We start from the raw sequence: 21673 nt of genomic DNA, 5'->3' as shown, positions 1-21673 counted from the left end.
GCCATGCCGAGATTTCCCGCGAACGGATCCCTGTCGATCCGGTACCAGATCCTGCTGCCGCTCCTCGGCTTTCTGCTGCTGGCGGGATTGATGGCGGCGATCACCGGCCTCGTGGGCCTGAAGGTCTCCGCGGACCTCTCGGCGCTCGCCGAGCGCACGGTGGCGGCGAACGAGGCGAGCCAGGCCGCCCGCGACCGCTTCCGCCGCGCCGACGCGGTGGTGGCCCGGGTGACCGCGATGACGGACCTGCTCGACATGGCACCCGTCACCGCCGAGTTCCGGACGGCCGCCGACGCCCTCGGCGGGCTCTTGGGCGAGCTGCGCGCCGCGGCCCTGTCCGAGCGGATGGGCGCCGTGGCGCAGGCGGCGGACGCGGAGGCGCGGCAGTGGCGCGCCGACGCCGAGGTGCTGCTCGGCCTGAGCCCGGCCCGGGAGGTGCCGACGCTCGAGCGGATGGCCCGGCACAGCGAGCGCCTGCGCCAGCACTTCGACGAGGCGGTCGCCCTGGCGGGCGCGGATGCGCGGGCGCAGATCCGCGCGACCGAGGCGGCGGCGGGCGGACAGATCTGGACGATCCTCGGCCTCGCGGGCGTCGTGGTCCTGGTCGGTTCGGGCACGGCGTGGTGGCTCGCCCGCAGCCTGTCCCGGCCCATCGTCGATCTGACGGCCGCGACCACGCGGCTCGCCGAGGGCGATACCGGCGTGGTGCTGGCCGAGGGCCGGCGCGACGAGATCGGCGCGATGATCGCCGCCGTGCGGGTGTTCCGGGACACCATCCTGCGCAGTCGCGCCATGGAGGCCGAGACGGCCCAGGCGGGCGCCGCGGCCGAGCGCCGCGCGATGGTGAACGGCCTCGCCGACAGCTTCGAGCGGCGGGTCGGCGGCATCGTCGGCCTCGTCGGCGCCTCGGCCGGGCAGCTCCAGGCGACGGCCGAGGGCATGAGCACGAACGCCCAGGAGACGGCGGACAAGTCCGGCCGCATGAACCGCGCCGCGGGCGAGGCCGCGGCCAACGTCGACACCGTGGCGGCCGCCGCCGCGCAGCTCGGCGCCTCGGTCGAGCAGATCGGCCGGCAGGTCCAGGGCTCGGCGGGCCTCGCCCAGACCGCGGCCGCCGAGGCCGGGCGGACCGCCGAGGTGGTCCAGGCGCTCAACGGGGCCGCCGCCCAGATCGGCGACATGGTGGCGCTCATCACCCAGATCGCGGGCCAGACCAACCTGCTGGCGCTCAACGCCACGATCGAGGCGGCGCGGGCCGGCGAGGCGGGGCGCGGCTTCGCGGTGGTGGCCGCCGAGGTGAAGGAACTCGCCAACCAGACCGCGCGCGTCACCGAGCAGATCACCGCCCAGATCGCGCGCATCCAGGGGGCGACCGGCGAGGCGGTCGGCGCCATCGGGGGCATCACGGGCCGGATCGGGGAGATCAGCGCGGTGGCCGTCGCGATCGCCGCGGCGGTCGCGGAGCAGGGCGCGGCCACGCAGGCGATCGTGCGCAACGTCGCCGAGGCGGCGTCCGGCACGCGGCAGGTCTCGGGCCACATCACGGGGGTCGCCCAGGCGGCCGGGCAGACCGGACTCGCCGCGGATCAGGTCCTCGCCGCCGCCGCCGGCCTCGCGCACCAGTCCGAGCAGCTGAAGGACGAGGTCGCGGCCTTCCTGGTGAGCGTGCGCGCGGCCTGAGGGGCGCCGCGCGGGTCGCGGATCACTCCTCGACCCGCACCGCCGGGCTGAGGTCGATCGGCAGGCGCGCACCCTTCAGCTCGGCGTCGCTCGGCAGGGCGCGCGCGTCCCAGCCGCCGCCGAGCGCGCGGATCAGGGTGATCGCCGTGGTGAAGCGGTTGAGCCGGATCTGGAGCGCGGCGACCTCGTTCGTGAGCTGCAGGTTCTGGGCGGTCACGACCGTGGTGAAGTTCTGGGTGCCGGCCCGGTACTCGTTCAGCGTGATCTCGACGGCGCGGCGGGCCGAGGTGACGGCCTCGTCCTGCGCCGCCTGCTGGCGGGCGAGGATGCGCACCCCCGCGAGCCCGTTCTCGACCTCCGCGAAGGCCGCGAGCACCACCTGCCGGTAGTTGGCGACGGCCGCCTCGTAGCCCGCCCGCGTCGCCTGAAGCGCGGCCGAGCGGGCGCCGCCGTCGAACAGCACCTCGGTGCCGGCGGCCGCCACCGACCAGACCTGGTTGGTGGCCGACAGGAGCCCGTTGCGGGTCGCCCCCGAGATGCCGCCCGAGGCCGAGAGCGTCACGGTCGGGTAGAAGGCCGCGACCGCCACGCCGATCTGCTCGCTCTGCGACTGCACGAGGCGCTCGGCCTGGGCGACGTCCGGGCGGCGCTCCAAGAGGTCGGACGGGATGCCGACCGGCACCGCGGGCGGGCGGTTCGGCAGGAGGTTGACCGGCAGCGTGAGCTCGGAGGGCGGGCGCCCGATCAGCGTCGCGATGGCGTGCTCGAAGGTCGCCCGGGTGAGGCCGACCGCGACCGCGGAGGCCTGCGTGGTCTGGACCTGGGTCTGGGCGGTGATCACGTCGGAGCGGGCGGCGACGCCCGCGTTGTACTGGTTCTCGGTGATCTGGAGCGTGCGCTTGAAGTTCTCGACGTTCTCGTTGAGCAGCTTCTGCAGCGAGTCGGCGTAGCGCAGAGAGAAGTAGTTCGCCGCGACCTCCGCCTGGATCGCCAGCCGGGTCAGGGCGAGCTGCGCGGCGTCGGCCTGGGCCAGAGCCGTCTGGCTCTCGAGATTGCGCCGGATGCCGCCGAACAGGTCGAGCTCCCAGCTCGCCTGGCCGAGCAGCGCGACGCTGGTGCGCTCCGTGCCGGCGATGCGCTGGCGGGTGATGGAGGGCGCGCCGACGACGGTCGGGTAGAGCGCCGCGCGCGCCTGCTCGACGATGGCGCGGGCCTGCCGGTAGGCGGCGACCGACTGGCGGAGCGTCTGGTTGTCGACGTCCACGAGCCGGATCAGCCGGTCGAGCGCCGGATCGTTGAACACGCGCCACCAGTCGCCGCGCTCGGCGTGGTCGTTGGGGGCGGCGGCGCGCCAGTTCTTCTTCGCGGCGACCTGCGCCACGCTGTCCTCGCGGGCGCCGCCCTGCTTGAAGGCGAGCGGGGTCTCGACCGAGGGGCGCGAATAGTCCGGGCCGACGACGCAGCCGGTGAGGGCGAGAAGCATGAAGCCCGCCGCAAGCAATCGCCACTGGCCCGCGCTGCGCGCAGGCCTCTTCGCAGCCTCCGACACGCTCACTCCCCCGCCTGCAGCACCGCGGGTCCGCCCCGCCGGCGGCGCCGGGCGTTCACCCGGTGCCGGAGCCGGTCGAGGGCGAGGTAGACGACGGGGGTGGTGTAGAGGGTCAGGATCTGGCTCACGATCAGGCCGCCCACGATGGCGATGCCGAGGGGCTGGCGCAGCTCCGCGCCCTCGCCGCCGCCGACGATCAGCGGCGCCGCCCCGAGGAGTGCGGCCAAGGTTGTCATCATGATCGGGCGGAAGCGCAAGAGGCAGGCCTCGGTGATCGCCTCCGCGGGCGCGAGCCCGCGGGTGCGCTCGGCGTCGAGGGCGAAGTCGACCATCATGATCGCGTTCTTCTTCACGATGCCGATGAGCAGGAACACCGCGATGAGCGCCACGATCGAGAACTCGGTGCCGGTGACGAGGAGCGCCAGCACCGCGCCGATGCCGGCCGAGGGCAGCGTCGAGAGGATGGTGAGCGGGTGCACGAAACTCTCGTACAGGATGCCCAGCACCGCGTAGACGGCCAGGATCGCGGCCAGGATCAGCAACGGCTGGCGCGAGGCCGAGGACTGGTAGTTCTTGGCCGCGCCCGAGTACGAGCCGTGGATGGTGGCCGGCAGGCGCAGCTCCGCCATCGCCCGCTCGATCGCCGCGGTCGCGTCCGACAGGCTCTTGCCCGGCGCCAGGTTGAACGAGATCGTGGTCGCCACGAACAGGCCCTGGTGGCTTACCTGCACGGGGGCGTTGCCGGTCTCGAAGCGGGCAAACGCCGAGAGCGGGATCATGGTCTCCTTGGCGGAGGAGACGGGCGCGGCCGAGGAGGCGCCGCCCTTCGAGGCCGCGATGGCGTTGGCCGCCGCGTTGCGGGCGGAATCGGCCGCGATGGCCGAGGCGGTGTCGGTCGTCGTCGCGGCGCCGGTGGTCGTCGCGTTGACGTTGGCGGTCCCGCCCGCCGCCACCGTGCCGGCGACCGCGTTGGTGGTGGCCGAGCCCCGCGCCTTGCCGCCCGAGGTCGAGACGAAAATCTGCTTCAGGCTCTGCGGCGTCTCCAGGTAGCGCGGGTCGATCTCCATCACGACGTGGTACTGGTTCAGCGGGTTGTAGATCGTCGAGACCTGCCGCTGGCCGAAGGCGTCGTAGAGGGTGTTGTCGATCTTGTCGGGCGTGATGCCGTACCGGAAGGCCGTGGCCCGGTCGATGACGATACGGCTCTCCAGGCCGCCCTCCTGCTGGTCGGAGGTGACGTCGGAGAAGGTCGGGTCCTTCTGCAGCATCGCGACGAGCTTGGGGGCCGCCGCGTAGAGCTCCTCGGCCGTGTCCCCCTGGAGGCTGTACTGGTACTGGGCGAAGCTCTGGCGCCCGCCCATCTGCAGGTCCTGGCGCGGGAAGACGTAGAGCCTGGCGCCCGCCACGCGCGCGAGCTTCGGGCGCAGCCGGTTCATCACGGTCGCGATCGGGTCGCGCTCGGCGCGGGGCTTCAGGCCGATGAAGGCGTTGGCCGAGTTCGTGCCGCGCCCGCCCGTGAAGGCGACGACGCTGTCCACCGCCGGGTCCGCCTGCACGATTGCCGCGGCCTCGCGCATCTTCTTCTCCATGGACTGGAACGAGATGCGCTGGTCGGCCTGGATGCCGCCCATCATCTGCCCCGTATCCTGCTCGGGGAAGAAGCCCTTCGGCACGATGACGTAGAGGTAGACGTTGAGGCCCACCGTCGCCAGCAGCGAGAGCAGCACGAGGCGGGGATGGCGCAGGGCCACCTCGAGGCTGCGCGCGTAGGCCCGCAGCATCGCCTCGAAGCCGCCCTCCAGCGCCCGCAGCACGATGTTCGGGCGTGCCGCGTGCCGCTCGGGCCGGAGCAGCCGGGCGCACATCATCGGCGTGGTGGTGAGCGAGAGCACCAGCGAGATCAGGATCGCGAGCGACAGGGTGAGCGAGAATTCGAGGAAGATGCGCCCGACGAGGCCGCCCATCAGCAGGATCGGCAGGAACACGGCGACGAGCGACAGGCTCATCGAGACCACCGTGAAGCCGACCTCGCGCGCGCCCGCGAGCGCCGCCTCGACGCGGGACTTGCCCATCTCGATGTGGCGCTGGATGTTCTCCAGGACGACGATGGCGTCGTCCACCACGAAGCCGGTGCCGATGATGAGCGCCATCAGCGACAGGATGTTGAGCGAGAAGCCCAGCAGGTACATCGCCGAGAAGGTGCCGACGATCGAGATCGGCACCGCGACCGCCGGGATCAGCGTTGCGCGGGCCGAGCGCAGGAAGGCGTAGACCACCAGGATCACCAGGGCGACGGCGATCAGCAGGGTCTCCTCGGTGGCCGCGAGCGTCGCCCGGATGGTGGCGCTGCGGTCGCCCGTGAGCTTGATCTCGATGCCCCCGGGCAGCGCCGCCGCGATCTGCGGCAGGGCCTCCTTCACGCCGTTGATCGTCTCGACGACGTTCGAGCCCGGCTGCTTGTAGACGAACAGGATCACGCCCTGTCGGCCGTTGACGAGGCCGAGATTGCGCCGGTCCTCGACCCCGTCCCGGATCTTGCCGACATCGGTGAGGCGCACCGCCGCCCCGTTGCGGTAGGCCACCACGATGTCGCGGTAATCCTCGGCCTTGCGGCCCTGGTCGTTGGCGTAGAGCTGGTAGCGGCGGTCCCCGACGTCGATGTCGCCCTTCGGCGAGTTGGCGTTCGCCGACGCCAGCGCCGCCCGGATGCCCTCCAGGCCGATGCCGTAGTTGAACAAAGCGGTCGGATCGAGCTCGACGCGCACGGCCGGGAGCGAGGAGCCGCCGATATCGACGTTGCCGACGCCCGGCAGCTGCGAGAGCTTCTGCTGCACGACCGTCGCGGCGGAATCGTAGAGCTGGCCCGGCGTCAGCGTGTCCGAGGTCATGCCGAGAATGATGATCGGCGATTCGGCGGGGTTGAACTTGCGGTAGGTCGGGTTAGTGCGAAGGGCCGTGGGCAGGTCGGCGCGCGCGGCGTTGATCGCCGCCTGCACGTCGCGGGCGGCCCCGTCGATGTCGCGGTTGAGGCCGAACAGCAGGACGATGCGCACCGTGCCGAGGGAGCTCGTGGACGTCATCTCGTTGACGTCGGCGATGGCGCCGAGCCGGCGCTCGAGCGGCGCGGCGACCGTGGTGGCCATGGTCTCGGGGGAGGCGCCCGCCATCTGCGCCTGGACGAGGATGACGGGGAAATCCACCTGCGGCAGCGGCGCCACCGGCAGCTTCAGGAAGGCGAAGATGCCGGCGAGCAGCACGCCGATGGTGAGCAGCGTGGTGGCCACCGGGCGCCGGATGAAGGGCTCGGAGATGTTCACGGGAGGGAGCTCCCCGCGCCGCGCGCCTTCCCTCCCCCCTCTGCGGGGGAGGGTGGGCCGGCCGTCAGGCCGGGTCGGGAGAGGGGAGCGACGCTGCCGGACAGATCGCGACCCTGCCGCGCCGCAACGGCCGCCCCGACCGCATCGAGGACGAGACTGAGATTGCCGAGCACGAGATCGTTCGGGAAGCGCAGGATCTCAAAATCCTGGGCGCGGAGCCAAGCATCGCGCGCGGCATCGCGGTCGCGGCGCTCGGCCGCTCCATGTGGCGCTCCGTCGAGTTCGACGATCAGGCGGGCGGAGGCGCAGAGGAAATCGGCGATGTAGGGCGGAAGCGGAACCTGCCGCCGGAACTTCAGCCCGCGGAAGCGTCCGCCGCGCACCTGCTGCCAGAACGCGTCCTCGGCCTTGGTGCGAAGCTGGCGCTGCTCACGGGCGAAGGCGCGCAGGTGCGGGGTGGGCTTGGCGGGCTGCCCTGCATCACGGTCGGCGCTCGTGCCGGAAGCTGGGGTCCCCTCTCCCCCCCTGCTTCGCAGGGTACCCTCCCCCGCAGAGGGGGGAGGGGGATCCGCGGGGATGTGGCGCCGAATCACGGCAGCGCCTCGCTCGCGCCGAGATCCGGCCCCCGCCGCCCCGTGACGCGGCGCTCCAGGCGGTCGAAGGCGAGGTAGATCACGGGCGTCGTGAACAGCGTCAGCACCTGGCTGACGATCAGGCCGCCCGCGATGCAGATGCCGAGCGGCTGGCGCAGCTCGGAACCGACGCCCGTGCCGAAGATCATCGGCAGGGCCGCGAAGAGGGCGGCGAGCGTCGTCATCAGGATCGGGCGGAAGCGCAGCAGGCAGGCCTGGTAGATGGCCTCGCGCGGGTCCATCCCGTCCTCGCGCTCGGCCTGGAGCGCGAAGTCGATCATCATGATCGCGTTCTTCTTCACGATGCCGATGAGCAGCACGATGCCGATGATCGCGATGATGTCGAGGGAGAGCCCGAACAGCATCAGGCCGAGCAGCGCCCCGATGCCGGCCGAGGGCAGCGTGGACAGGATCGTGATCGGGTGGATGAAGCTCTCGTAGAGCACGCCCAGCACGATGTAGACGGTCACGATCGCGGCCATGACCAGGAACAGCTCGTTGCCGAGCGCCGCCTCGAAGGCGAAGACCGAGCCCTGCGGCACCACCCGGAAGGAGGCCGGCAGGCCGATCTCGGCCTTGGCCCGGTCGATCGCCGCGATCGCCTGCCCCAGTGCGGCGCCGGGCGCGAGGTTGAACGACACGGTGGTGGCCGGGAACTGGCCGAGATGCGAGATCAGGAGCGGCGCCCGCCGCTCCGAGACCCGCGCCACCGCCGAGAGCGGCACCTGCCCGTTCGTCGCGGTCGAGGAGGGCAGGTAGATCGTGTCGAGGCTCTCCAGCGTCCGGTGCAGCGCCGGATCGGCCTCGAGGATCACCCGGTACTGGTTCGACTGGGTGAAGATCGTCGAGATGATGCGCTGGCCGAAGGCGTCGTAGAGGGCGTTGTCGATGGTGGCCGGCGTGATGCCGTAGCGGCCGGCGGTCGGCCGGTCGATGGTGATGTAGGCTGCCAAGCCCTGGCCCTGGTAGTCGTTGGCCACGTCCGCCACCACGGGCGAGCGCGCCAGCGCCTCGGTGAAGCGCGGCACCCAGGTCTCGAACTCCTCCAGTTTCGGGCTCTCCAGGATCACCTGGTACTGCGTGGCCGAGACCGCGGTGTCGATGGTCAGGTCCTGCACCGGCTGCAGGAACAGGCGCACGCCGCCGATCTCGGCGCTCGCCCGGTTGATGCGCCGGATGATCTCGGAGGCGCCGGCCGTGCGCTCTTCCCGGGGCTTCAGGTTGATCAGGAAGCGGCCGGAATTGAGCGTGACGTTCGAGCCGTCGACCCCAATGAACGAGGTCAGGCTCTGCACGTCCGGGTCCTGCAGGATCACCCGTGCCAGGGCCTGCTGGCGCTCGGCCATCGCGCCGTAGGAGACGGACTGGTCGGCCTGGCTCACGCCCTGGATCACGCCCGTGTCCTGCACGGGGAAGAAGCCCTTCGGGATGACCACGAACAGGTAGGCCGTCAGCGCCACCGTGCCGAGGGTAACGACGAGCGTCAGGCCCTGGTGGGCCAGCACCACGCGCAAAGCCCGGCCGTAGGCCGCGATCGTGCCCTCCGTGGCCTGCCGGCCGAGGTGGGCGAGCCGGCCCTCGCGCCGGTGCGCCCGCGGCTCCGGCTCGTGCTTGAGCAGCCGCGCGCAGAGCATCGGCACCAGCGTCAGCGAGACCACCGCCGAGATCACGATGGTGGCCGCCAGCGTGATGGCGAACTCGTGGAACAGGCGCCCGACCACGTCGCCCATGAACAGGAGTGGGATCAGCACCGCGATCAGAGACACGGTGAGCGAGATGATGGTGAAACCAATCTCGCGCGAGCCCTTCAGGGCCGCTTGCAGCGGCGACTCGCCCTCCTCGACGTGGCGGGCGATGTTCTCGATCACCACGATGGCGTCGTCCACGACGAAGCCCGTCGCGATGGTGAGCGCCATCAGCGAGAGGTTGTCGAGGGAGAAGCCGTAGAGGTCCATCACCGGGAGCGCGCCGATCAGCGAGAGCGGCACCGACAGGCTCGGGATCAGCGTCGCGGAGAGCGAGCGCAGGAAGAGGAAGATCACCATCACCACGAGCGCGATGGCGAGCCCGAGCTCGAACTGCACGTCGTGCACGGAGGCGCGGATCGTGGTGGTGCGGTCGGTGAGCAGGCTGATCTGCACCGCCGCGGGCATCGAGCCCTGGAGCTGGGGCAGGAGCGCCTTGATCTTGTCGACGGTCGCGATGACGTTGGCGCCGGGCTGGCGCTGGATGTTCAGGATGACGGCCGGGGTCTCGTCGGCCCAGGCGCCGAGCTTGGTGTTCTCGGGCGCGTCGACCACCTCGGCCACGTCCGAGAGCCGCACCGGCGCGCCGTTGCGGTAGGCGATGATCGCGTCCCGGTAGGTCGCCGGGTCGCGGATCTGGTCGTTGGCGTTGATCGCGTAGGACTGGGTCGGCCCGTCGATGTTGCCCTTCGGCGTGTTGACGTTGAGGTTGGTGATGGTGGTGCGCAGGTCGTCGATGTTGAGCCCGTAGGCGGCGAGCGCGCGGGAATTGAAGCGCACCCGCACGGCCGGGCGCTGGCCGCCCGAGATGCTCACCAGGCCGACGCCCGCCACCTGGCTGATCTTCTGGGCGAGGCGCGTCTCGGCGAGATCGCGCACCTGGATCAGCGGCAGGGTCTTGGAGGTGAGGGCGAGCGTCAGCACCGGCGCGTCGGCCGGGTTCACCTTGGCGTAGATCGGCGGCGCCGGCAGGTCGGAGGGCAGGAGGTTGCCGGCCGCGTTGATCGCCGCCTGGACCTGCTGCTCGGCGATGTCGAGGGGCAGATCCAGGCTGAACTGGAGCGTAATGACCGAGGCGCCCGCCGACGATTGCGAGGTCATCTGGTTGAGGTTGGCGAGCTGCCCGAACTGCCGCTCCAGCGGCGCGGTCACCGCCGAGGTCATCACCTCGGGGCTCGCGCCCGGATAGAAGGTCTGGACCTGGATCGTCGGGTAATCGACGGACGGCAGGGCCGAGACCGGCAGGTTCAGGTAGGACACCCCGCCGACGATCAGGATCGCCAGCATCAGGAGCGTGGTGGCGACCGGCCGCAGGATGAAGAGGCGGGAGGGGTTCATGGCAGGGCTCCCCCGCCGAAGCTCTCCCTCCCCCCGCTGCGGGGGAGGGTACCCTGCGAAGCAGGGGGGGAGAGGGGAGCGACGGTGCAGGATGTGGTTCTGCCCTGCATGAAGGCCGTGCCCATACCGGAAGCCGGGCTCCCCTCTCTGCGGGACTTCGTCCCGACCGACCCCTGCTCACGCAGGGGCCACCCTCCCCCGCAGAGGGGGGAGGGGGCGTCGGCGGTGAGCGCGCGTCCCATCGGAATCACTGCGCCTGCCGCCGACGGCCCCGGCGCTCCCCGCCCTCGCTCGGGCCCGCGGTGGGCGTCTGGGCCGGCGCCGCCTCGGCCGCGTGACCCGCCTCTCCGGACGGTCCCCCCTGCGCCGTCGCGCCGCTCGTCACCCGCACGGGCGCGCCCTCGCGCAGGCGGTCGGTGCCGTCCGTGACCACCCGGTCGCCGGGCTTCAGGCCGGACAGAACCACGGTGCGGGTGCCGTCGGTCTCGCCGGTCTTGATCGGCCGGACCGTGACCTTGCTGTCCCCGTCCATCAGGTAGACGTAGGTGCCGGGCGTGCCCTGGAGGAGCGCGGCGTTCGGCACCAGGGGGGCGTCCTTCACCGTCTCGACGGTCAGCTTGGCGTTGACGAACTGGTTCGGGAACAGGGCCTCGTCGTCGTTCTGGAACAGGGCGCGCAGCTTCACGGTGCCGGTCGTGGTGTCGATCTGGTTGTCGACCGTGTCGAGGCGGCCGGTGGCGATCTCGTGGGCGTCGCCCCGGTCGTAGGCCCGGACAGTCAGCTTGGCGCCGGCCCGCACCTGCCGCATCACCCGCGCGACGTCGTCCTCGGGCAGGGTGAACACCACCGAGATCGGGTGGAGCTGCGTCACCACCACGATCGCGGTGTTGCCGGCCGTGACGTAGTTGCCGACATCGACCTGGCGCAGGCCGACGCGCCCGTCCACCGGCGAGACGATGCGGGTGTAGGTGATGTTGAGCCGCTGCTGATCGACGAGCGCCTGGTCAGCCGCGACCGTGCCCTCGTTCTGCTTCACCAGCGCCCCTTGCGTGTCGACGTTCTGCTTCGAAATCGAGTCCTGCTGCGAGAGGCGCCGGAAGCGCTCCAGGTCGAGCCGCGAGTTCTGCAGCAGCGCCTGGTCGCGGGCGAGCTGGCCCTGGTACTGGGCGAGCAGGGCCTCGTAGGGGCGCGAATCGATCTGCGCGAGATAGTCGCCCCGCTTGACCATCTGGCCTTCGCGAAAACCGATCTCGGTGAGGTAGCCGCTGATCTGCGAGCGCATGGTCACGGTGGCCAAGGGCGTCACCGTGCCGAGGCCCTGGAGCACCACCGGGACGTCGCCGGTCGTCACCGCGGCGATGCCGACGGCCTGCGGCATGTCGTGGGGGCCGCGCCCCCCGCGCCCGCCACGGCCGGAGGTGGCCGCGACCTCGCCCTCGGGCTTGGACTGCCGCGCCTCGTACCAGCGGTGCCCGACCGCGCCGAGCCCCAGCAGGGCCAGGACGAGCAGCATCCAGCGCAGCGGGCGGAAGCGCCGCCGCGTGGGGGCCGAGGGCGTCTCCGGCTGGAAGGCCCGCGCCCGGTCGGTGCGGATCGGTGAACTCTCGTTCATGCCCTGTGAGAACTCTTACATCCCGCGGCCCGCCCCGGCCGCTCTCCCCCGTCCCGCGCGCGGCGGCCGGCCCATCATCCTGCGCATATGGGCGCGAAACGCGCGATGCCGGACCAATACGGTGTCAGTACGGCGCCGACGTTTCGCGCATATTGCCGGATTCGCCCGCCGGCCGGTCCGCGCCGTAGTAGCGCACCACCGCGCGGAAGGCGGCGTCGGCCGGAATCACCGGCAGAGCGTGCCGCAAGGCGAGACCCAGCAGGCCGGTCGCGAGGGCGAGGAGCAGGCAGGTCCGCATCGGGGTCCGCTTCGATCGTGTCCCGGGGCTTGTAGCCCGGATCGACCGCGGACGCGAAAAGGGCCGCCAACGGATTGGCGGCCCTATCCACGACCGGAGCGGCGCTTCAACGAGGCTGGACGAGGGGGCAAAGTCCCGCCCCGCGAAGCGCCGCCCCAGCCGTGTGTCAGGACAATCGGCTCACGACTGATGAAAGTCAACAATCGTCAGCGCGCCCGGCCGGGCGTGGACGGTGCAACGTGCGGTGGCGCACGTGGGCGTTGCGTTTCCCGGCTCCCGCGCACCCGTGGTAAGGGCGAGATCGCCCGCCGCGCCCTGCTCACGAGCCGCGTCCCCATGAGCCGCCCCGTCAATCCGGTCTTCGCAGACCTGCCGACCACGGTGTTCGAGACCATGTCGGCGCTTGCCCGGGCGCATGGGGCGATCAATCTCGGGCAGGGCTTCCCGGACGATCCGGGCCCGGACGACATCCGCGCCGTCGCCGCGCGGGCGCTCGTCGAGGGCTACAACCAGTACCCGCCGATGATGGGGCTGCCCGCCCTCCGCGAGGCGGTCGCGGCACACTACGCCCGCCACCAGGGGCTCGAGCTCGATCCGGTCTCCGAGGTGATGGTGACCTCGGGTGCCACCGAGGCGCTGGCCGGGGCGCTGCTCGCGCTGGTCCAGCCCGGCGACGAGGTGGTGCTGTTCGCACCCATGTACGACGCCTACCTGCCGCTGGTGCGGCGCGCGGGCGGCGTTCCGCGGATCGTGAACCTGCAGCCGCCGGACTTCCGCCTCGCCGAGGACGCGCTCGACGCGGTCTTCTCCGAGCGCACCCGGGTCGTGATCCTCAACAACCCGCTCAACCCGAGCGCCACGCTGTTCGGGCGGGACGATCTCGAACGGCTCGCCGGGTTCTGCCGCCGCTACGACGTCACGGCGATCTGCGACGAGGTCTGGGAGCACGTGGTCTTCGACGGCGCCGCGCACGTGCCCCTGATGGGCCTGCCGGGCATGCGGGCGCGCACGGTGAAGATCGGCTCGGCCGGCAAGATCTTCTCGCTCACCGGCTGGAAGGTCGGCTTCGTGATGGCCGACGCCGCCCTGATGCGGGTGCTGGCCAAGGCGCACCAGTTCCTCACCTTCACCACGCCGCCGAACCTGCAGGAGGCGGTGGCGCACGGGCTCGCCAAGGAGGACGGCTACTTCCGCACCATGCGTGCCGGCTACGCGCGCTCCCGTGACCGGCTGGCCGCGGGCCTCGCCGCGCTCGGCTACCCCGTGCTGCCGGCGGGGGCGACGTGGTTCCTCAACGTCGATATCGGCGCGCTGGGCCACACCAACGACGTCGCCTTCTGCGAGGATCTGGTGCGGCGGCACGGCGTGGCGGCGATCCCCGTGAGCGCCTTCTACCCGGACGGGTCGGTGCGCAGCCTCGTGCGCCTGTGCTTCGCCAAGTCCGACGCCACCCTCGACGCGGCGCTGGAGCGGATGGCTGGAGCCCTGGCGAGCGCCGCCTGAGGGGCGGAGCTCCGCATCCCTGGATGCGAGACCCTAGCCCGAGCGGTCGCATCCTTGCGGCACCGCGGGGCCGGGGCCACATCCTGGGTCATGAGCGCAACCCGGATGACCCCGATGGACTTCACCGAGGCCCGATCCCGGACCGGACGGCCGCAGCCCGACCTCCGCCAGGAGGCGTTCCAGGGCGCCTTCCGGCAGGCGGCCGGCCGGCTCTCGCTCGCCGACGCCTCGCCCGAGGCGAGCCTTGTCCGGCTGGAAGCCTTGGCGCACCTCCTCGACTCGGCCTTCCTGATCCCCGGCCTCAACCGGCGGGTCGGCCTGGAGGCGGTGATCGGCCTCGTGCCGGTGATCGGCGACATCGCCGGCATGGTGATCTCGTCCTACATCGTCTACGAGGCGAAGCGTCTCGGCGCTCCGCGCTGGCTGATCGGCCGCATGGCGCTGAACGTCGCCTTCGACGGCGCGATCGGCGTGGTGCCGCTGGCCGGCGACCTGTTCGACGCGGCCTTCAAGGCCAACCGGCGCAACGTGCGCCTGCTGCGCCGCTGGCTGGAGCGCAGCGGCAAACTGCGCCCGAACGAGATCGAGGGCACGGCCGTCCGGCTCGACGGCTGAGCCCTCCGTGAAGGAGGGGCGGAGCCGTTGAACGAACACACCCGGCCCGACCCCGCCCGTCCCGCCGAGGCCGGGGCGCTCGCCGTCCCGGTCACCGCTCCGGTCGCCGCCCCGATGCCGGGCGCGCAGGCCCCCGTTCTGCGGCCGGGGGGTGACGAGCCCTTGGACGAGCTGCTGGACGGCCCGCCCGCCGAGCCGCCCGCCGCCCCCGCCCGGCACGGCTTCCTCTCGCCGCTCAACCGGCGGCGACTGCGCAACTTCCGCGGCAACCGGCTCGGCTACTGGTCCTTCCTGATCTTCACGGCGCTCTTCGTCGTCAGCCTGTTCGCCGAATTCATCGCCAACGACCGGCCGATCCTCGTCTCCTACAAGGGCGAGTGGCTGACGCCCGTCTTCGTCGACTATCCGGAGGAGAAGTTCGGCGGCTTCCTGGCGCAGACCGACTACCGCTCGCCCGAGATCGCCCGGGAGATCGCCGAGAACGGCTGGGCGCTCTGGCCGCCGATCCCGTTCTCCTACAACACGATCAACAACGACCTGCCGACGCCGTCCCCGTCGCCCCCGACCTGGATGCTGACGGATGCGCAATGCAAGGCCGCCGCGGAGGCGCGCGGCGGCAGCACCTGCCGCGACATCCCCTGGCACTGGCTCGGCACCGACAACACCACCCGCGACGTGCTGGCGCGGGTGATCTACGGCTTCCGCATCTCGGTGCTGTTCGGGCTGATCCTGGCCGCCGTCTCCTCGGTCATCGGCGTGATCGCGGGCGCGGTGCAGGGTTATTTCGGTGGCTGGGTGGACTTGAGCTTCCAGCGCTTCATCGAGATCTGGGGCGGGATCCCGACCCTCTACCTGATCATCATCATCTCGGCCTTCATCGCGCCGGGCTTCTTCGTTCTGCTCGGCATCATGCTGCTGTTCTCTTGGGTGGCGCTCGTCAGCGTCGTCCGGGCCGAGTTCCTGCGGGCGCGCAATTTCGAGTACGTGCGCGCCGCCCGGGCGCTCGGCCTCTCGAACCTGCGGATCATGACGGTTCACCTGCTGCCGAACGCCATGGTGGCGACGCTGACCTTCCTGCCCTTCATCCTGAACGGCTCGATCACCACGCTGACCTCGCTCGATTTCCTGGGCTTCGGCCTGCCGCCGGGCTCCCCCTCGCTCGGCGAGCTGCTGGCGCAGGGCAAGGACAACCTCAATGCCCTCTGGCTGGGGCTGACCGCCTTCTTCGTCATCGCCGCGATGCTGAGCCTGCTCGTCTTCGCGGGCGAGGCGGTGCGCGACGCCTTCGATCCGCGCAAGACCTTCTCCTGAAGACTGTCTCCTGAAGATCCTTTCCTGATAGCCGGCTCCCGGGCGGCCGTGGCCGTCCCGGCCGCGCCACCTCTTCGGGATGATCCGGATCGCGCGCGGCGTGCGCGCAGTTCCGCCGCGCGGGGTTGCCGCTTCGACAGCAATGCGCCGGACGAAGCGATGCGGGATCCGGGAGTGCGCCCGTCTTTGCCCGCACAGACCGCGCGGATGCGGTCGCATCCGTTATAAGAGCGAGCCGAAGCAAAGGCTTAACAATCTCCCGGCGCACGAAAAGCAGGGCCCCCGTGCGCGGTTAACATTCACCTCGATGAGACGGCTGGAATGGGCATCCCCGATACCAACTGATGCCACCCGATCGAAGCTCGGCCGGCACGTTGTTCGGTGATATCGGGTCTAATCACAAGGAAATGTCATTTGATCCTTGCTTTCCGAGGCAATTAACATAACTCGGGTTGCTGGGGGTGCCCTGCATCAAGGGTTATTGCACGAGGGACGCACGAATGTCGGAAACCGCAGCACTATCGCAACCCAGCTACATCGAGCGTACCGTCGACGTCGTCGCGGCCTATGTCTCGAACAACTCGATCCCCACGACAGAACTGCCGGCCCTCATCGCCAGCGTGCACGAAGCCCTGCACGGGGTCGCGGCTGGAACCTCCAAGCCGGAGGTCGAGGCTGTCGAGAAGCCGAGCCCCGCCCAGATCCGTAAGTCGATCCGCCCGGACGGACTGGTCAGCTTCATCGACGGCAAGTCCTACAAGACCCTCAAGCGCCACCTGACCAAGCACGGCCTCGACCCGCAGAGCTACCGCGAGCGCTACGGCCTGCCGGCGGATTACCCGACCACCTCGGCGAACTACTCGGCCCAGCGCTCCGCGCTCGCCAAGAGCCTCGGGCTCGGCCAGCCGGGCCGCGCCGCCACGGCTCCCGAGCCGGAGCCCGAGCCGACCCCTGAGCCGGAGCCCGCTCGCGGCCGCCGCAAGGGCACGACCGGCGCCAAGGGCCGGACGCGCAAGGCGACCGAGGCGGCTTGAGGCGCCTGGAAGCGTCCTGAGATGTCTGTCGCGCGGGCCGACCGTTCGGCTCCGCGCGCCCGCCGCCTCACAAGGAGGCGCGTCGGCCGAGAAGCCAGCCACGCGCCCGCGCCACCAGCGCCGGGCGCGCCTGGTCCGCCTCCTCGGCGTCCAGCATCGGCGAGGCCGCCAGCGCCGCCAGGTAGGCGGTCTCCGTCTCCCGGCAGATCCGCAGGGCCGCGTCCGCGGCGAGCACGGGGCTCGTGAGGGTAGCCTGCAGGGCGAAGTTCCGGTCGAGGCAGCCGCGCCAGGACGCGTAGTGCCCGCCGGCCTCACCCGCCTGCGCTGCGCCCGCGAGAAGGAGCAGGAGGGATCCGGCGAGGCTGATATGTCGGATCATGGTGAAGACGCCGCTCAGGTTAAGCGGCAGTTTCGCGCGCGAAGCCTTAAGATCCCGCTAACCCTCGCCCGTCCGGACCCGTCCCGGATCGGGGATCAGCGGTTGGCCGTGGTGACGGGCGAGGAGACGCCGCCGAGGGAGACCCAGGCGGTAGCCTCCTGGCTCTCGCGCTTGACGAAGACGTAGCCGGTGCGGTGCCAGGGCAGGATCTGGCTGGTCTTGTTGTCGAGCACGAGGTCGCCGCGATCGGTGATCAGGGTGAGCACGGCGTGGCCCTCGCCCTTCTCGTCGATCACCACCGTCATGCGCATGGCGCGCTTGGGCAGGCCGGCGGCGGCCAGCAGGTGGCGCTTGAGGAGCTGGAAGTCCTCGCAATCGCCGATGCCGTCCTCGGCGAGGTCCCAGCGGTCGGGCGTGCCGAGATGGTCCTGGTCGGTCATCGCCTGCACGCTCTTGTTCACGCGCTTGTTGACCGCGACGATCGTCGACCACAGAGCCGGCGTCAGGCTGATCCGCGCCGGCTCGGCCCGGTCCACCGCGCACTCCGCCGCGTAGCCCTGGCAGAACGTCACCCACGCCGCGATCGGCTTGGCCGCGCCGGTCGGCTGGGCCACGCTCGCCACGCTCGGCAGCGCCGCGAAGGTCTGGGCGTCGGCGGGTGCCGCAGCCGCGAGAGCCAGGGCGAGGCCCGCTGCCAGGAAGCCCGCGCGGCTGCCGCGCCCCCGGGCCGTCGCCACATCCCGCCGCTTCGAAACCGGGAACCGCATGGCTTTTGATCCAACCCGTTAAGCTCTCGTTAACGAAAGCTCGCACGGGTCCGGCCGCGCGGCAATCGGCGCCTTAACAAAAGGTTAACACTGTGGGCAAGTCGGAGCGGAAGAGCCTGCCCGGACCCGACCGGGAGCTGTGCCGGACCTTCGAAGGCGCGCGAGAGCGCGGGCGCGGGCGACGTTCCCGGGTACTGCGGTCGATGGCCGGGACCGGTGCCGTTTCGGCGAGCGGTAATGTGCGAGCGGAGTCGGCGGGCCGCCCGGCGGCCACCGGAGCGAGACCGAGGGCCTCGCTCCGCGCGGCCGGGCGCCGAACGCGGCGTCCTAAACCGCCGGCGCGTTGTGGATCTGCTCGAAGTCGAGCGCGGCCGTGTCGATCACGATCTGCGTGCGGCTGATCACCTCGAGCTTGCGCAGGATCTCGGAGACGTGGGCCTTCACGGTGGAGTCGCCCACCTGCAGCTCGTGCGCGATCTGCTTGTTGAGCTTGCCCTGGCGGATCATCATCAGCACCCGCAATTGCTGCGGCGTCAGGCGGGCGATGCGCTCGGGGAGCGGCGCCTTGCGTGATTTCGGCCCCGCGGCCGGCGCCTCGGCGAGCCCCGGCGGGATCACCAGCGCGCCGCTCAGCACGTCGCTGATGGCGCGCGTCAGCGTCGCCTTGTCGACCGCCTTCGGCACGTAGCCGGCGGCGCCGTGCTGAAGCGCCTCGCGCATGATGCGCGGATCCTCGTGGCCCGAGACGATCAGGATCGGCACGCGGGGAAAGCGGGTGCGCAGTGTGACGAGCCCGTCGAAGCCGCTGATCCCCTGCATCGAGAGGTCGAGCAGGACGAGGTCGATGCCGCGGTCCTCGGCGAGGCGCGCGGCCGCCGCCGCGATCCCGTCGGCCTCGTGCAGGACGGCGTCCGGATAGGCGAGCCGGATGGCGCCGGCCAGCGCGTCGCGGAACAGGGGATGGTCGTCGACGATCAACAGCTGCATGGGCGCGCTCCCACCGCGCTCGGCCGTCCCGGGTGAGGGGGATCGACCGGGCGCCATTGTCCATGATGCGCGGGGGCCGGACAATGGCGGCCGGATTGGCCATTGGGTGGAGAGCGGACCGCCGGGATCCGCGCCGTTGCACGCATCGATCGCGCGCGACATACTCTTGCTGCGAGAACGGGCAGGACATGCCCGCCGCAGTGACCGGACGGGGGTGGAGACGTGGGGCAGGGTACGCGGATGCGCGCGCATCTGTGCGGTATCAGGACCGCCTGGACCGGGGCGGCATCGCCCGTGGCGGCCGCTGCCGAGATCGCGCGCGCTGTCGGTCCAGGTATGGATGGCGGGCTGGCCCAGATCGTCCTGTTCTTCTCGCCCGATTACGATCCCGAGACCCTGCTGCGCGCGCTCGAGGCTGCGCTGCCGGGTGTCGCGATCGCCGGCTGCACCACCTCCGGCAACATCTGCCCCGAGGGCGGGCTCGACCGCGGCCTCGTGGCGATCGCCTTCCCGGTCCAGGGCTTCCGCATCGTCTCGACGCTTCTCGACGGGATTGACGATCTCGACGTCGAGCGTACGGCCTCGACCGTCCGGGCGCTGCGCCGCAGCCTCAACCCGCGCGGCGAGACGGTGCCCGAGCGCTGCTTCGCCCTCTCGCTGATCGACGGCCTCGCCAACGCCGAGGAGACGGTGGTCTCCGGCATCGCCTGGGCGCTCGACGGCATCCCGCTCGTCGGCGGCTCGGCGGGCGACGACCTCACCTTCCGCGACGCGGTGGTGCTGCACGGCGGGCGCATCCACCGCCGGGCGGCGGCGCTGATCCTGGTCGAGACCGACTTTCCGGTTCAGATCTTCAAGAGCGACAATTTCGAGCCAACCGAGAAGAAGTTCGTCGTCACCGCCTCGGACGGCGAGCGGCGCATCGTGCACGAGCTCAATGCCGAGCCCGCCGCGCGGGAATACGCCATGGCGGTCGGGCTCGACCCAGAGGGGCTCTCGCCGATGAGCTTCGCCGCCTACCCGCTCGCCGTGAAGGTCGGCGGCGAGTATTTCTGCCGCTCGATCCGGCGCCTCAACCCGGACGGCTCGTTGAGCTTCTTCTGCGCCATCGACGAGGGCGTGGTGCTGACGCTGGCCGAGCCGCGCGACATCGTCGCGACGACGCGGGACGAGCTGACCCGGCTCGACGCCGCGCTCGGCGGCATCGACCTGATCATCGGCTTCGAGTGCGTGCTGCGCCGGCTCGATGCCGAGAGCCGGCAGGTGCGCCAGGGCATCGCCGACCTCTATCGCCGCTTCAACGTGGTCGGATTCGAGACTTACGGCGAGCAGTACCGGGCGATGCACCTCAACCAGACCTTCACCGGCATCGCCATCGGCAAGCGGGCCCAATGAACGCGCATGTCGAGCCGGTCCGGGAGCCCGAGACCGAGGCGGATCTGCGCCGCCGCGTTGCGAAGCTCGAGCGCATCAACGCCGCGCTGATGGCCTATGTCGAGCGCTCGACCGACCAGCAGGGTGGCGCCTACGCGCTGTTCCAGACGGCCATCACCCTGGAGGGCCGGGTCCGCAGCCGCACCGAGGCGCTGACCGGGCTGATGCGGGACCTCGAGAATTCGAACGCCGCGCTGGTGGCCGCCAAGGAGGAGGCCGAGACCGCCAACCGCTCGAAGACGCGCTTCCTCGCGGCCGCCAGCCACGACCTGCTCCAGCCGCTCAACGCCGCCCGGCTCTCGCTCTCGGCGCTGGCCGACCTGCCGCTCGCGCCCGAGGCCGGTGCCATCGCGGGCCAGGTCGAGCGCGGCCTTCAGACCATCGAGGACCTGATCAAGACGCTCCTCGACATCTCGAAGCTCGACGCCGGCATCGTCCGGCCGGAGGTGCGGGCGCTCGCCCTGCCCGACCTTCTGGCGGAACTCGCCGAGAGCTTCCGCCCGTTCGCCGAGCGCAAGGGCCTGCGGCTCGCGGTGCGCTGTCCGGACGTCACGGTGGCGAGCGACGGCGTGCTCCTGCGCCGCATCCTGCAGAACCTCGTCTCGAACGCGGTGCGCTACACCGCCTCCGGCGGCGTGCTGCTGGTCGCCCGGCCCCGCGGCGGCGCGATCCGCATCGACGTGATCGACACCGGCTGCGGCATCGGCGCGGAGGAGCGGACCCTCGTCTTCGACGAGTTCTACCGCGGCGGCGGCAAGGGGAGCGGCCCGGAGGGACCGGGCGAGCCGGGCCTCGGCCTCGGCCTCTCGATCGTGCGCCGCATGGCGGCGGCCCTCGACCACCCGCTCGACCTCGCCTCGCGGCCCGGCCACGGCACCAGGGTCTCGCTGACCCTGCCGCTGAGCGAAGCGCCGGTCGAGCCGAGGCCCGCGCCCGCGCCCGTGGCGACGCGCCTGTCGGGTGCGCATGTCCTCATCGTCGAGAACGACGCCTCCACGGCCGAGGCGATGCGCCGCCTCCTGCAAAACTGGGACGCCGAGGTCTCAGCCTTCCGCGACCTCGGCGAGGTGCGGGCGGCGCTTGCGGCGGGCCTGCGCGAGCCCGACATCCTCGTCCTCGACTACCACCTCGACGACGGCGCCTGCGGCCTCGACGTGGCCACCTATCTGCGCGCCGTCTGCCCCGCTCCGCTACCGGTGATCCTGACGACCGCCGATTACGCGCCGGAGATCGAGGCGCGGACGGACCTCCTCGGCATCGAGCTGATGCGCAAGCCGGTGAAGCCGGCGCAGCTGCGCTCGCTGCTCACCTACATGCTGGCGTGAGCATGCTGGCGTGAGGCGGTTCCTGAGCGACCGGCGCGCCGCAGCCCGAAGGAGACGCGGATCCCCTCTCCCATAGGCAGAGGCGGCGCGGTCGCGGGCTGTCGGCTCCCGCCATGGATGCGCGATGGGACGCCCGGACCGGTGCGG

At 71.4% G+C, this 21673-nt stretch carries 16 protein-coding genes; 7 read left to right on the top strand and 9 right to left on the bottom strand.

Annotated features, from left to right (window positions below):
- The first annotated feature begins 3 nt into the window (after window positions 1–3).
- Window positions 4–1680, top strand: a complete 1677-nt coding sequence (locus tag MFF54_RS00350; protein WP_238300393.1) for a methyl-accepting chemotaxis protein — start codon at window positions 4–6, stop codon at window positions 1678–1680.
- 22 nt (window positions 1681–1702) lie between these two features.
- Here the strand turns inward: MFF54_RS00350 and MFF54_RS00345 are convergent, their stop codons facing one another.
- The 6 genes from MFF54_RS00345 to MFF54_RS00320 form a co-directional block, all read right to left on the bottom strand.
- A complete protein-coding gene (locus MFF54_RS00345; RefSeq protein ID WP_238300391.1) occupies window positions 1703–3163 on the bottom strand; it encodes an efflux transporter outer membrane subunit in 1461 nt (486 codons plus the stop codon).
- A gap of 68 nt (window positions 3164–3231) precedes the next feature.
- Window positions 3232–6546 carry an efflux RND transporter permease subunit gene (locus MFF54_RS00340; RefSeq protein WP_238300389.1) on the bottom strand — a complete coding sequence of 1105 codons (3315 nt, stop codon included), beginning with the start codon at window positions 6544–6546 and terminating at the stop codon, window positions 3232–3234.
- Window positions 6543–7139 carry an endonuclease domain-containing protein gene (locus MFF54_RS00335; protein WP_238300387.1) on the bottom strand — a complete coding sequence of 199 codons (597 nt, stop codon included), beginning with the start codon at window positions 7137–7139 and terminating at the stop codon, window positions 6543–6545. Before MFF54_RS00335 ends, MFF54_RS00340 begins: the two co-directional genes overlap by 4 nt.
- Entirely contained in the window at window positions 7136–10261 is a 3126-nt protein-coding gene (locus MFF54_RS00330; protein WP_238300385.1) for an MdtB/MuxB family multidrug efflux RND transporter permease subunit, read from the bottom strand. The genes MFF54_RS00335 and MFF54_RS00330 overlap by 4 nt, the downstream gene beginning before the upstream one ends.
- A gap of 247 nt (window positions 10262–10508) precedes the next feature.
- Window positions 10509–11873, bottom strand: a complete 1365-nt coding sequence (locus MFF54_RS00325; protein ID WP_238300383.1) for an MdtA/MuxA family multidrug efflux RND transporter periplasmic adaptor subunit — start codon at window positions 11871–11873, stop codon at window positions 10509–10511.
- Window positions 11874–11997: 124 nt separating this feature from the next.
- Window positions 11998–12171 (bottom strand): hypothetical protein, encoded by a 174-nt coding sequence (locus MFF54_RS00320; protein WP_238300381.1) that lies wholly within the window; start codon window positions 12169–12171, stop codon window positions 11998–12000.
- A gap of 336 nt (window positions 12172–12507) precedes the next feature.
- On the opposite strand from MFF54_RS00320, the gene MFF54_RS00315 reads away from it, so the two are divergent.
- The 4 genes from MFF54_RS00315 to MFF54_RS00300 all read left to right on the top strand — a co-directional run bounded on the left by MFF54_RS00315 (window position 12508) and on the right by MFF54_RS00300 (window position 16634).
- The gene (locus MFF54_RS00315) at window positions 12508–13674 is read left to right on the top strand and encodes an aminotransferase (protein ID WP_238300379.1); all 1167 of its coding nucleotides are present in this window, start codon (window positions 12508–12510) and stop codon (window positions 13672–13674) included.
- Window positions 13675–13788: 114 nt separating this feature from the next.
- A complete protein-coding gene (locus MFF54_RS00310; protein WP_238300378.1) occupies window positions 13789–14289 on the top strand; it encodes a DUF4112 domain-containing protein in 501 nt (166 codons plus the stop codon).
- A 27-nt stretch (window positions 14290–14316) separates the two neighbouring features.
- The gene (locus MFF54_RS00305) at window positions 14317–15600 is read left to right on the top strand and encodes an ABC transporter permease (protein WP_370880157.1); all 1284 of its coding nucleotides are present in this window, start codon (window positions 14317–14319) and stop codon (window positions 15598–15600) included.
- Between the two features lie 500 nt (window positions 15601–16100).
- Window positions 16101–16634, top strand: coding sequence for a Ros/MucR family transcriptional regulator (locus MFF54_RS00300; RefSeq protein WP_238300376.1), 534 nt, complete (start codon window positions 16101–16103; stop codon window positions 16632–16634).
- 67 nt (window positions 16635–16701) lie between these two features.
- On the opposite strand, the gene MFF54_RS00295 is transcribed toward MFF54_RS00300, so the two are convergent.
- From MFF54_RS00295 to MFF54_RS00285, 3 genes are all read right to left on the bottom strand, one after another.
- Window positions 16702–17013 (bottom strand): hypothetical protein, encoded by a 312-nt coding sequence (locus MFF54_RS00295; RefSeq protein WP_238300374.1) that lies wholly within the window; start codon window positions 17011–17013, stop codon window positions 16702–16704.
- Window positions 17014–17108: 95 nt separating this feature from the next.
- Window positions 17109–17780 (bottom strand): transglutaminase-like cysteine peptidase, encoded by a 672-nt coding sequence (locus tag MFF54_RS00290; RefSeq protein ID WP_238300373.1) that lies wholly within the window; start codon window positions 17778–17780, stop codon window positions 17109–17111.
- Between the two features lie 327 nt (window positions 17781–18107).
- Complete coding sequence (locus MFF54_RS00285; RefSeq protein ID WP_238300371.1) at window positions 18108–18767, bottom strand: response regulator; 660 nt, start codon at window positions 18765–18767, stop codon at window positions 18108–18110.
- A 240-nt stretch (window positions 18768–19007) separates the two neighbouring features.
- On the opposite strand from MFF54_RS00285, the gene MFF54_RS00280 reads away from it, so the two are divergent.
- Both MFF54_RS00280 and MFF54_RS00275 read left to right on the top strand, forming a co-directional pair.
- Window positions 19008–20162 carry an FIST N-terminal domain-containing protein gene (locus MFF54_RS00280; RefSeq protein WP_238300369.1) on the top strand — a complete coding sequence of 385 codons (1155 nt, stop codon included), beginning with the start codon at window positions 19008–19010 and terminating at the stop codon, window positions 20160–20162.
- Window positions 20159–21526: an ATP-binding response regulator gene (locus MFF54_RS00275; RefSeq protein WP_238300367.1), complete on the top strand. Its 1368-nt coding sequence runs from the start codon at window positions 20159–20161 to the stop codon at window positions 21524–21526. Before MFF54_RS00280 ends, MFF54_RS00275 begins: the two co-directional genes overlap by 4 nt.
- The last annotated feature ends 147 nt before the right edge of the window (window positions 21527–21673 follow it).

The organism is Methylobacterium gregans (assembly GCF_022179245.1).
GTDB classification, from domain to species: Bacteria; Pseudomonadota; Alphaproteobacteria; order Rhizobiales; family Beijerinckiaceae; genus Methylobacterium; species Methylobacterium gregans.
This window is presented reverse-complemented; position numbering and strand designations above follow the sequence as displayed.

Coding starts and splice junctions, on each gene's coding strand:
- MFF54_RS00285 (WP_238300371.1), bottom strand. CDS start 18,767: ATGCAGCTGTTGATCGTCGACGACCATCCCCTGTTCCGCGACGCGCTG.
- MFF54_RS00295 (WP_238300374.1), bottom strand. CDS start 17,013: ATGATCCGACATATCAGCCTCGCCGGATCCCTCCTGCTCCTTCTCGCG.
- MFF54_RS00310 (WP_238300378.1), top strand. CDS start 13,789: ATGGACTTCACCGAGGCCCGATCCCGGACCGGACGGCCGCAGCCCGAC.
- MFF54_RS00290 (WP_238300373.1), bottom strand. CDS start 17,780: ATGCGGTTCCCGGTTTCGAAGCGGCGGGATGTGGCGACGGCCCGGGGG.
- MFF54_RS00275 (WP_238300367.1), top strand. CDS start 20,159: ATGAACGCGCATGTCGAGCCGGTCCGGGAGCCCGAGACCGAGGCGGAT.
- MFF54_RS00345 (WP_238300391.1), bottom strand. CDS start 3,163: ATGCTTCTCGCCCTCACCGGCTGCGTCGTCGGCCCGGACTATTCGCGC.
- MFF54_RS00330 (WP_238300385.1), bottom strand. CDS start 10,261: ATGAACCCCTCCCGCCTCTTCATCCTGCGGCCGGTCGCCACCACGCTC.
- MFF54_RS00350 (WP_238300393.1), top strand. CDS start 4: ATGCCGAGATTTCCCGCGAACGGATCCCTGTCGATCCGGTACCAGATC.
- MFF54_RS00280 (WP_238300369.1), top strand. CDS start 19,008: ATGCGCGCGCATCTGTGCGGTATCAGGACCGCCTGGACCGGGGCGGCA.
- MFF54_RS00325 (WP_238300383.1), bottom strand. CDS start 11,873: ATGAACGAGAGTTCACCGATCCGCACCGACCGGGCGCGGGCCTTCCAG.
- MFF54_RS00320 (WP_238300381.1), bottom strand. CDS start 12,171: ATGCGGACCTGCCTGCTCCTCGCCCTCGCGACCGGCCTGCTGGGTCTC.
- MFF54_RS00300 (WP_238300376.1), top strand. CDS start 16,101: ATGTCGGAAACCGCAGCACTATCGCAACCCAGCTACATCGAGCGTACC.
- MFF54_RS00315 (WP_238300379.1), top strand. CDS start 12,508: ATGAGCCGCCCCGTCAATCCGGTCTTCGCAGACCTGCCGACCACGGTG.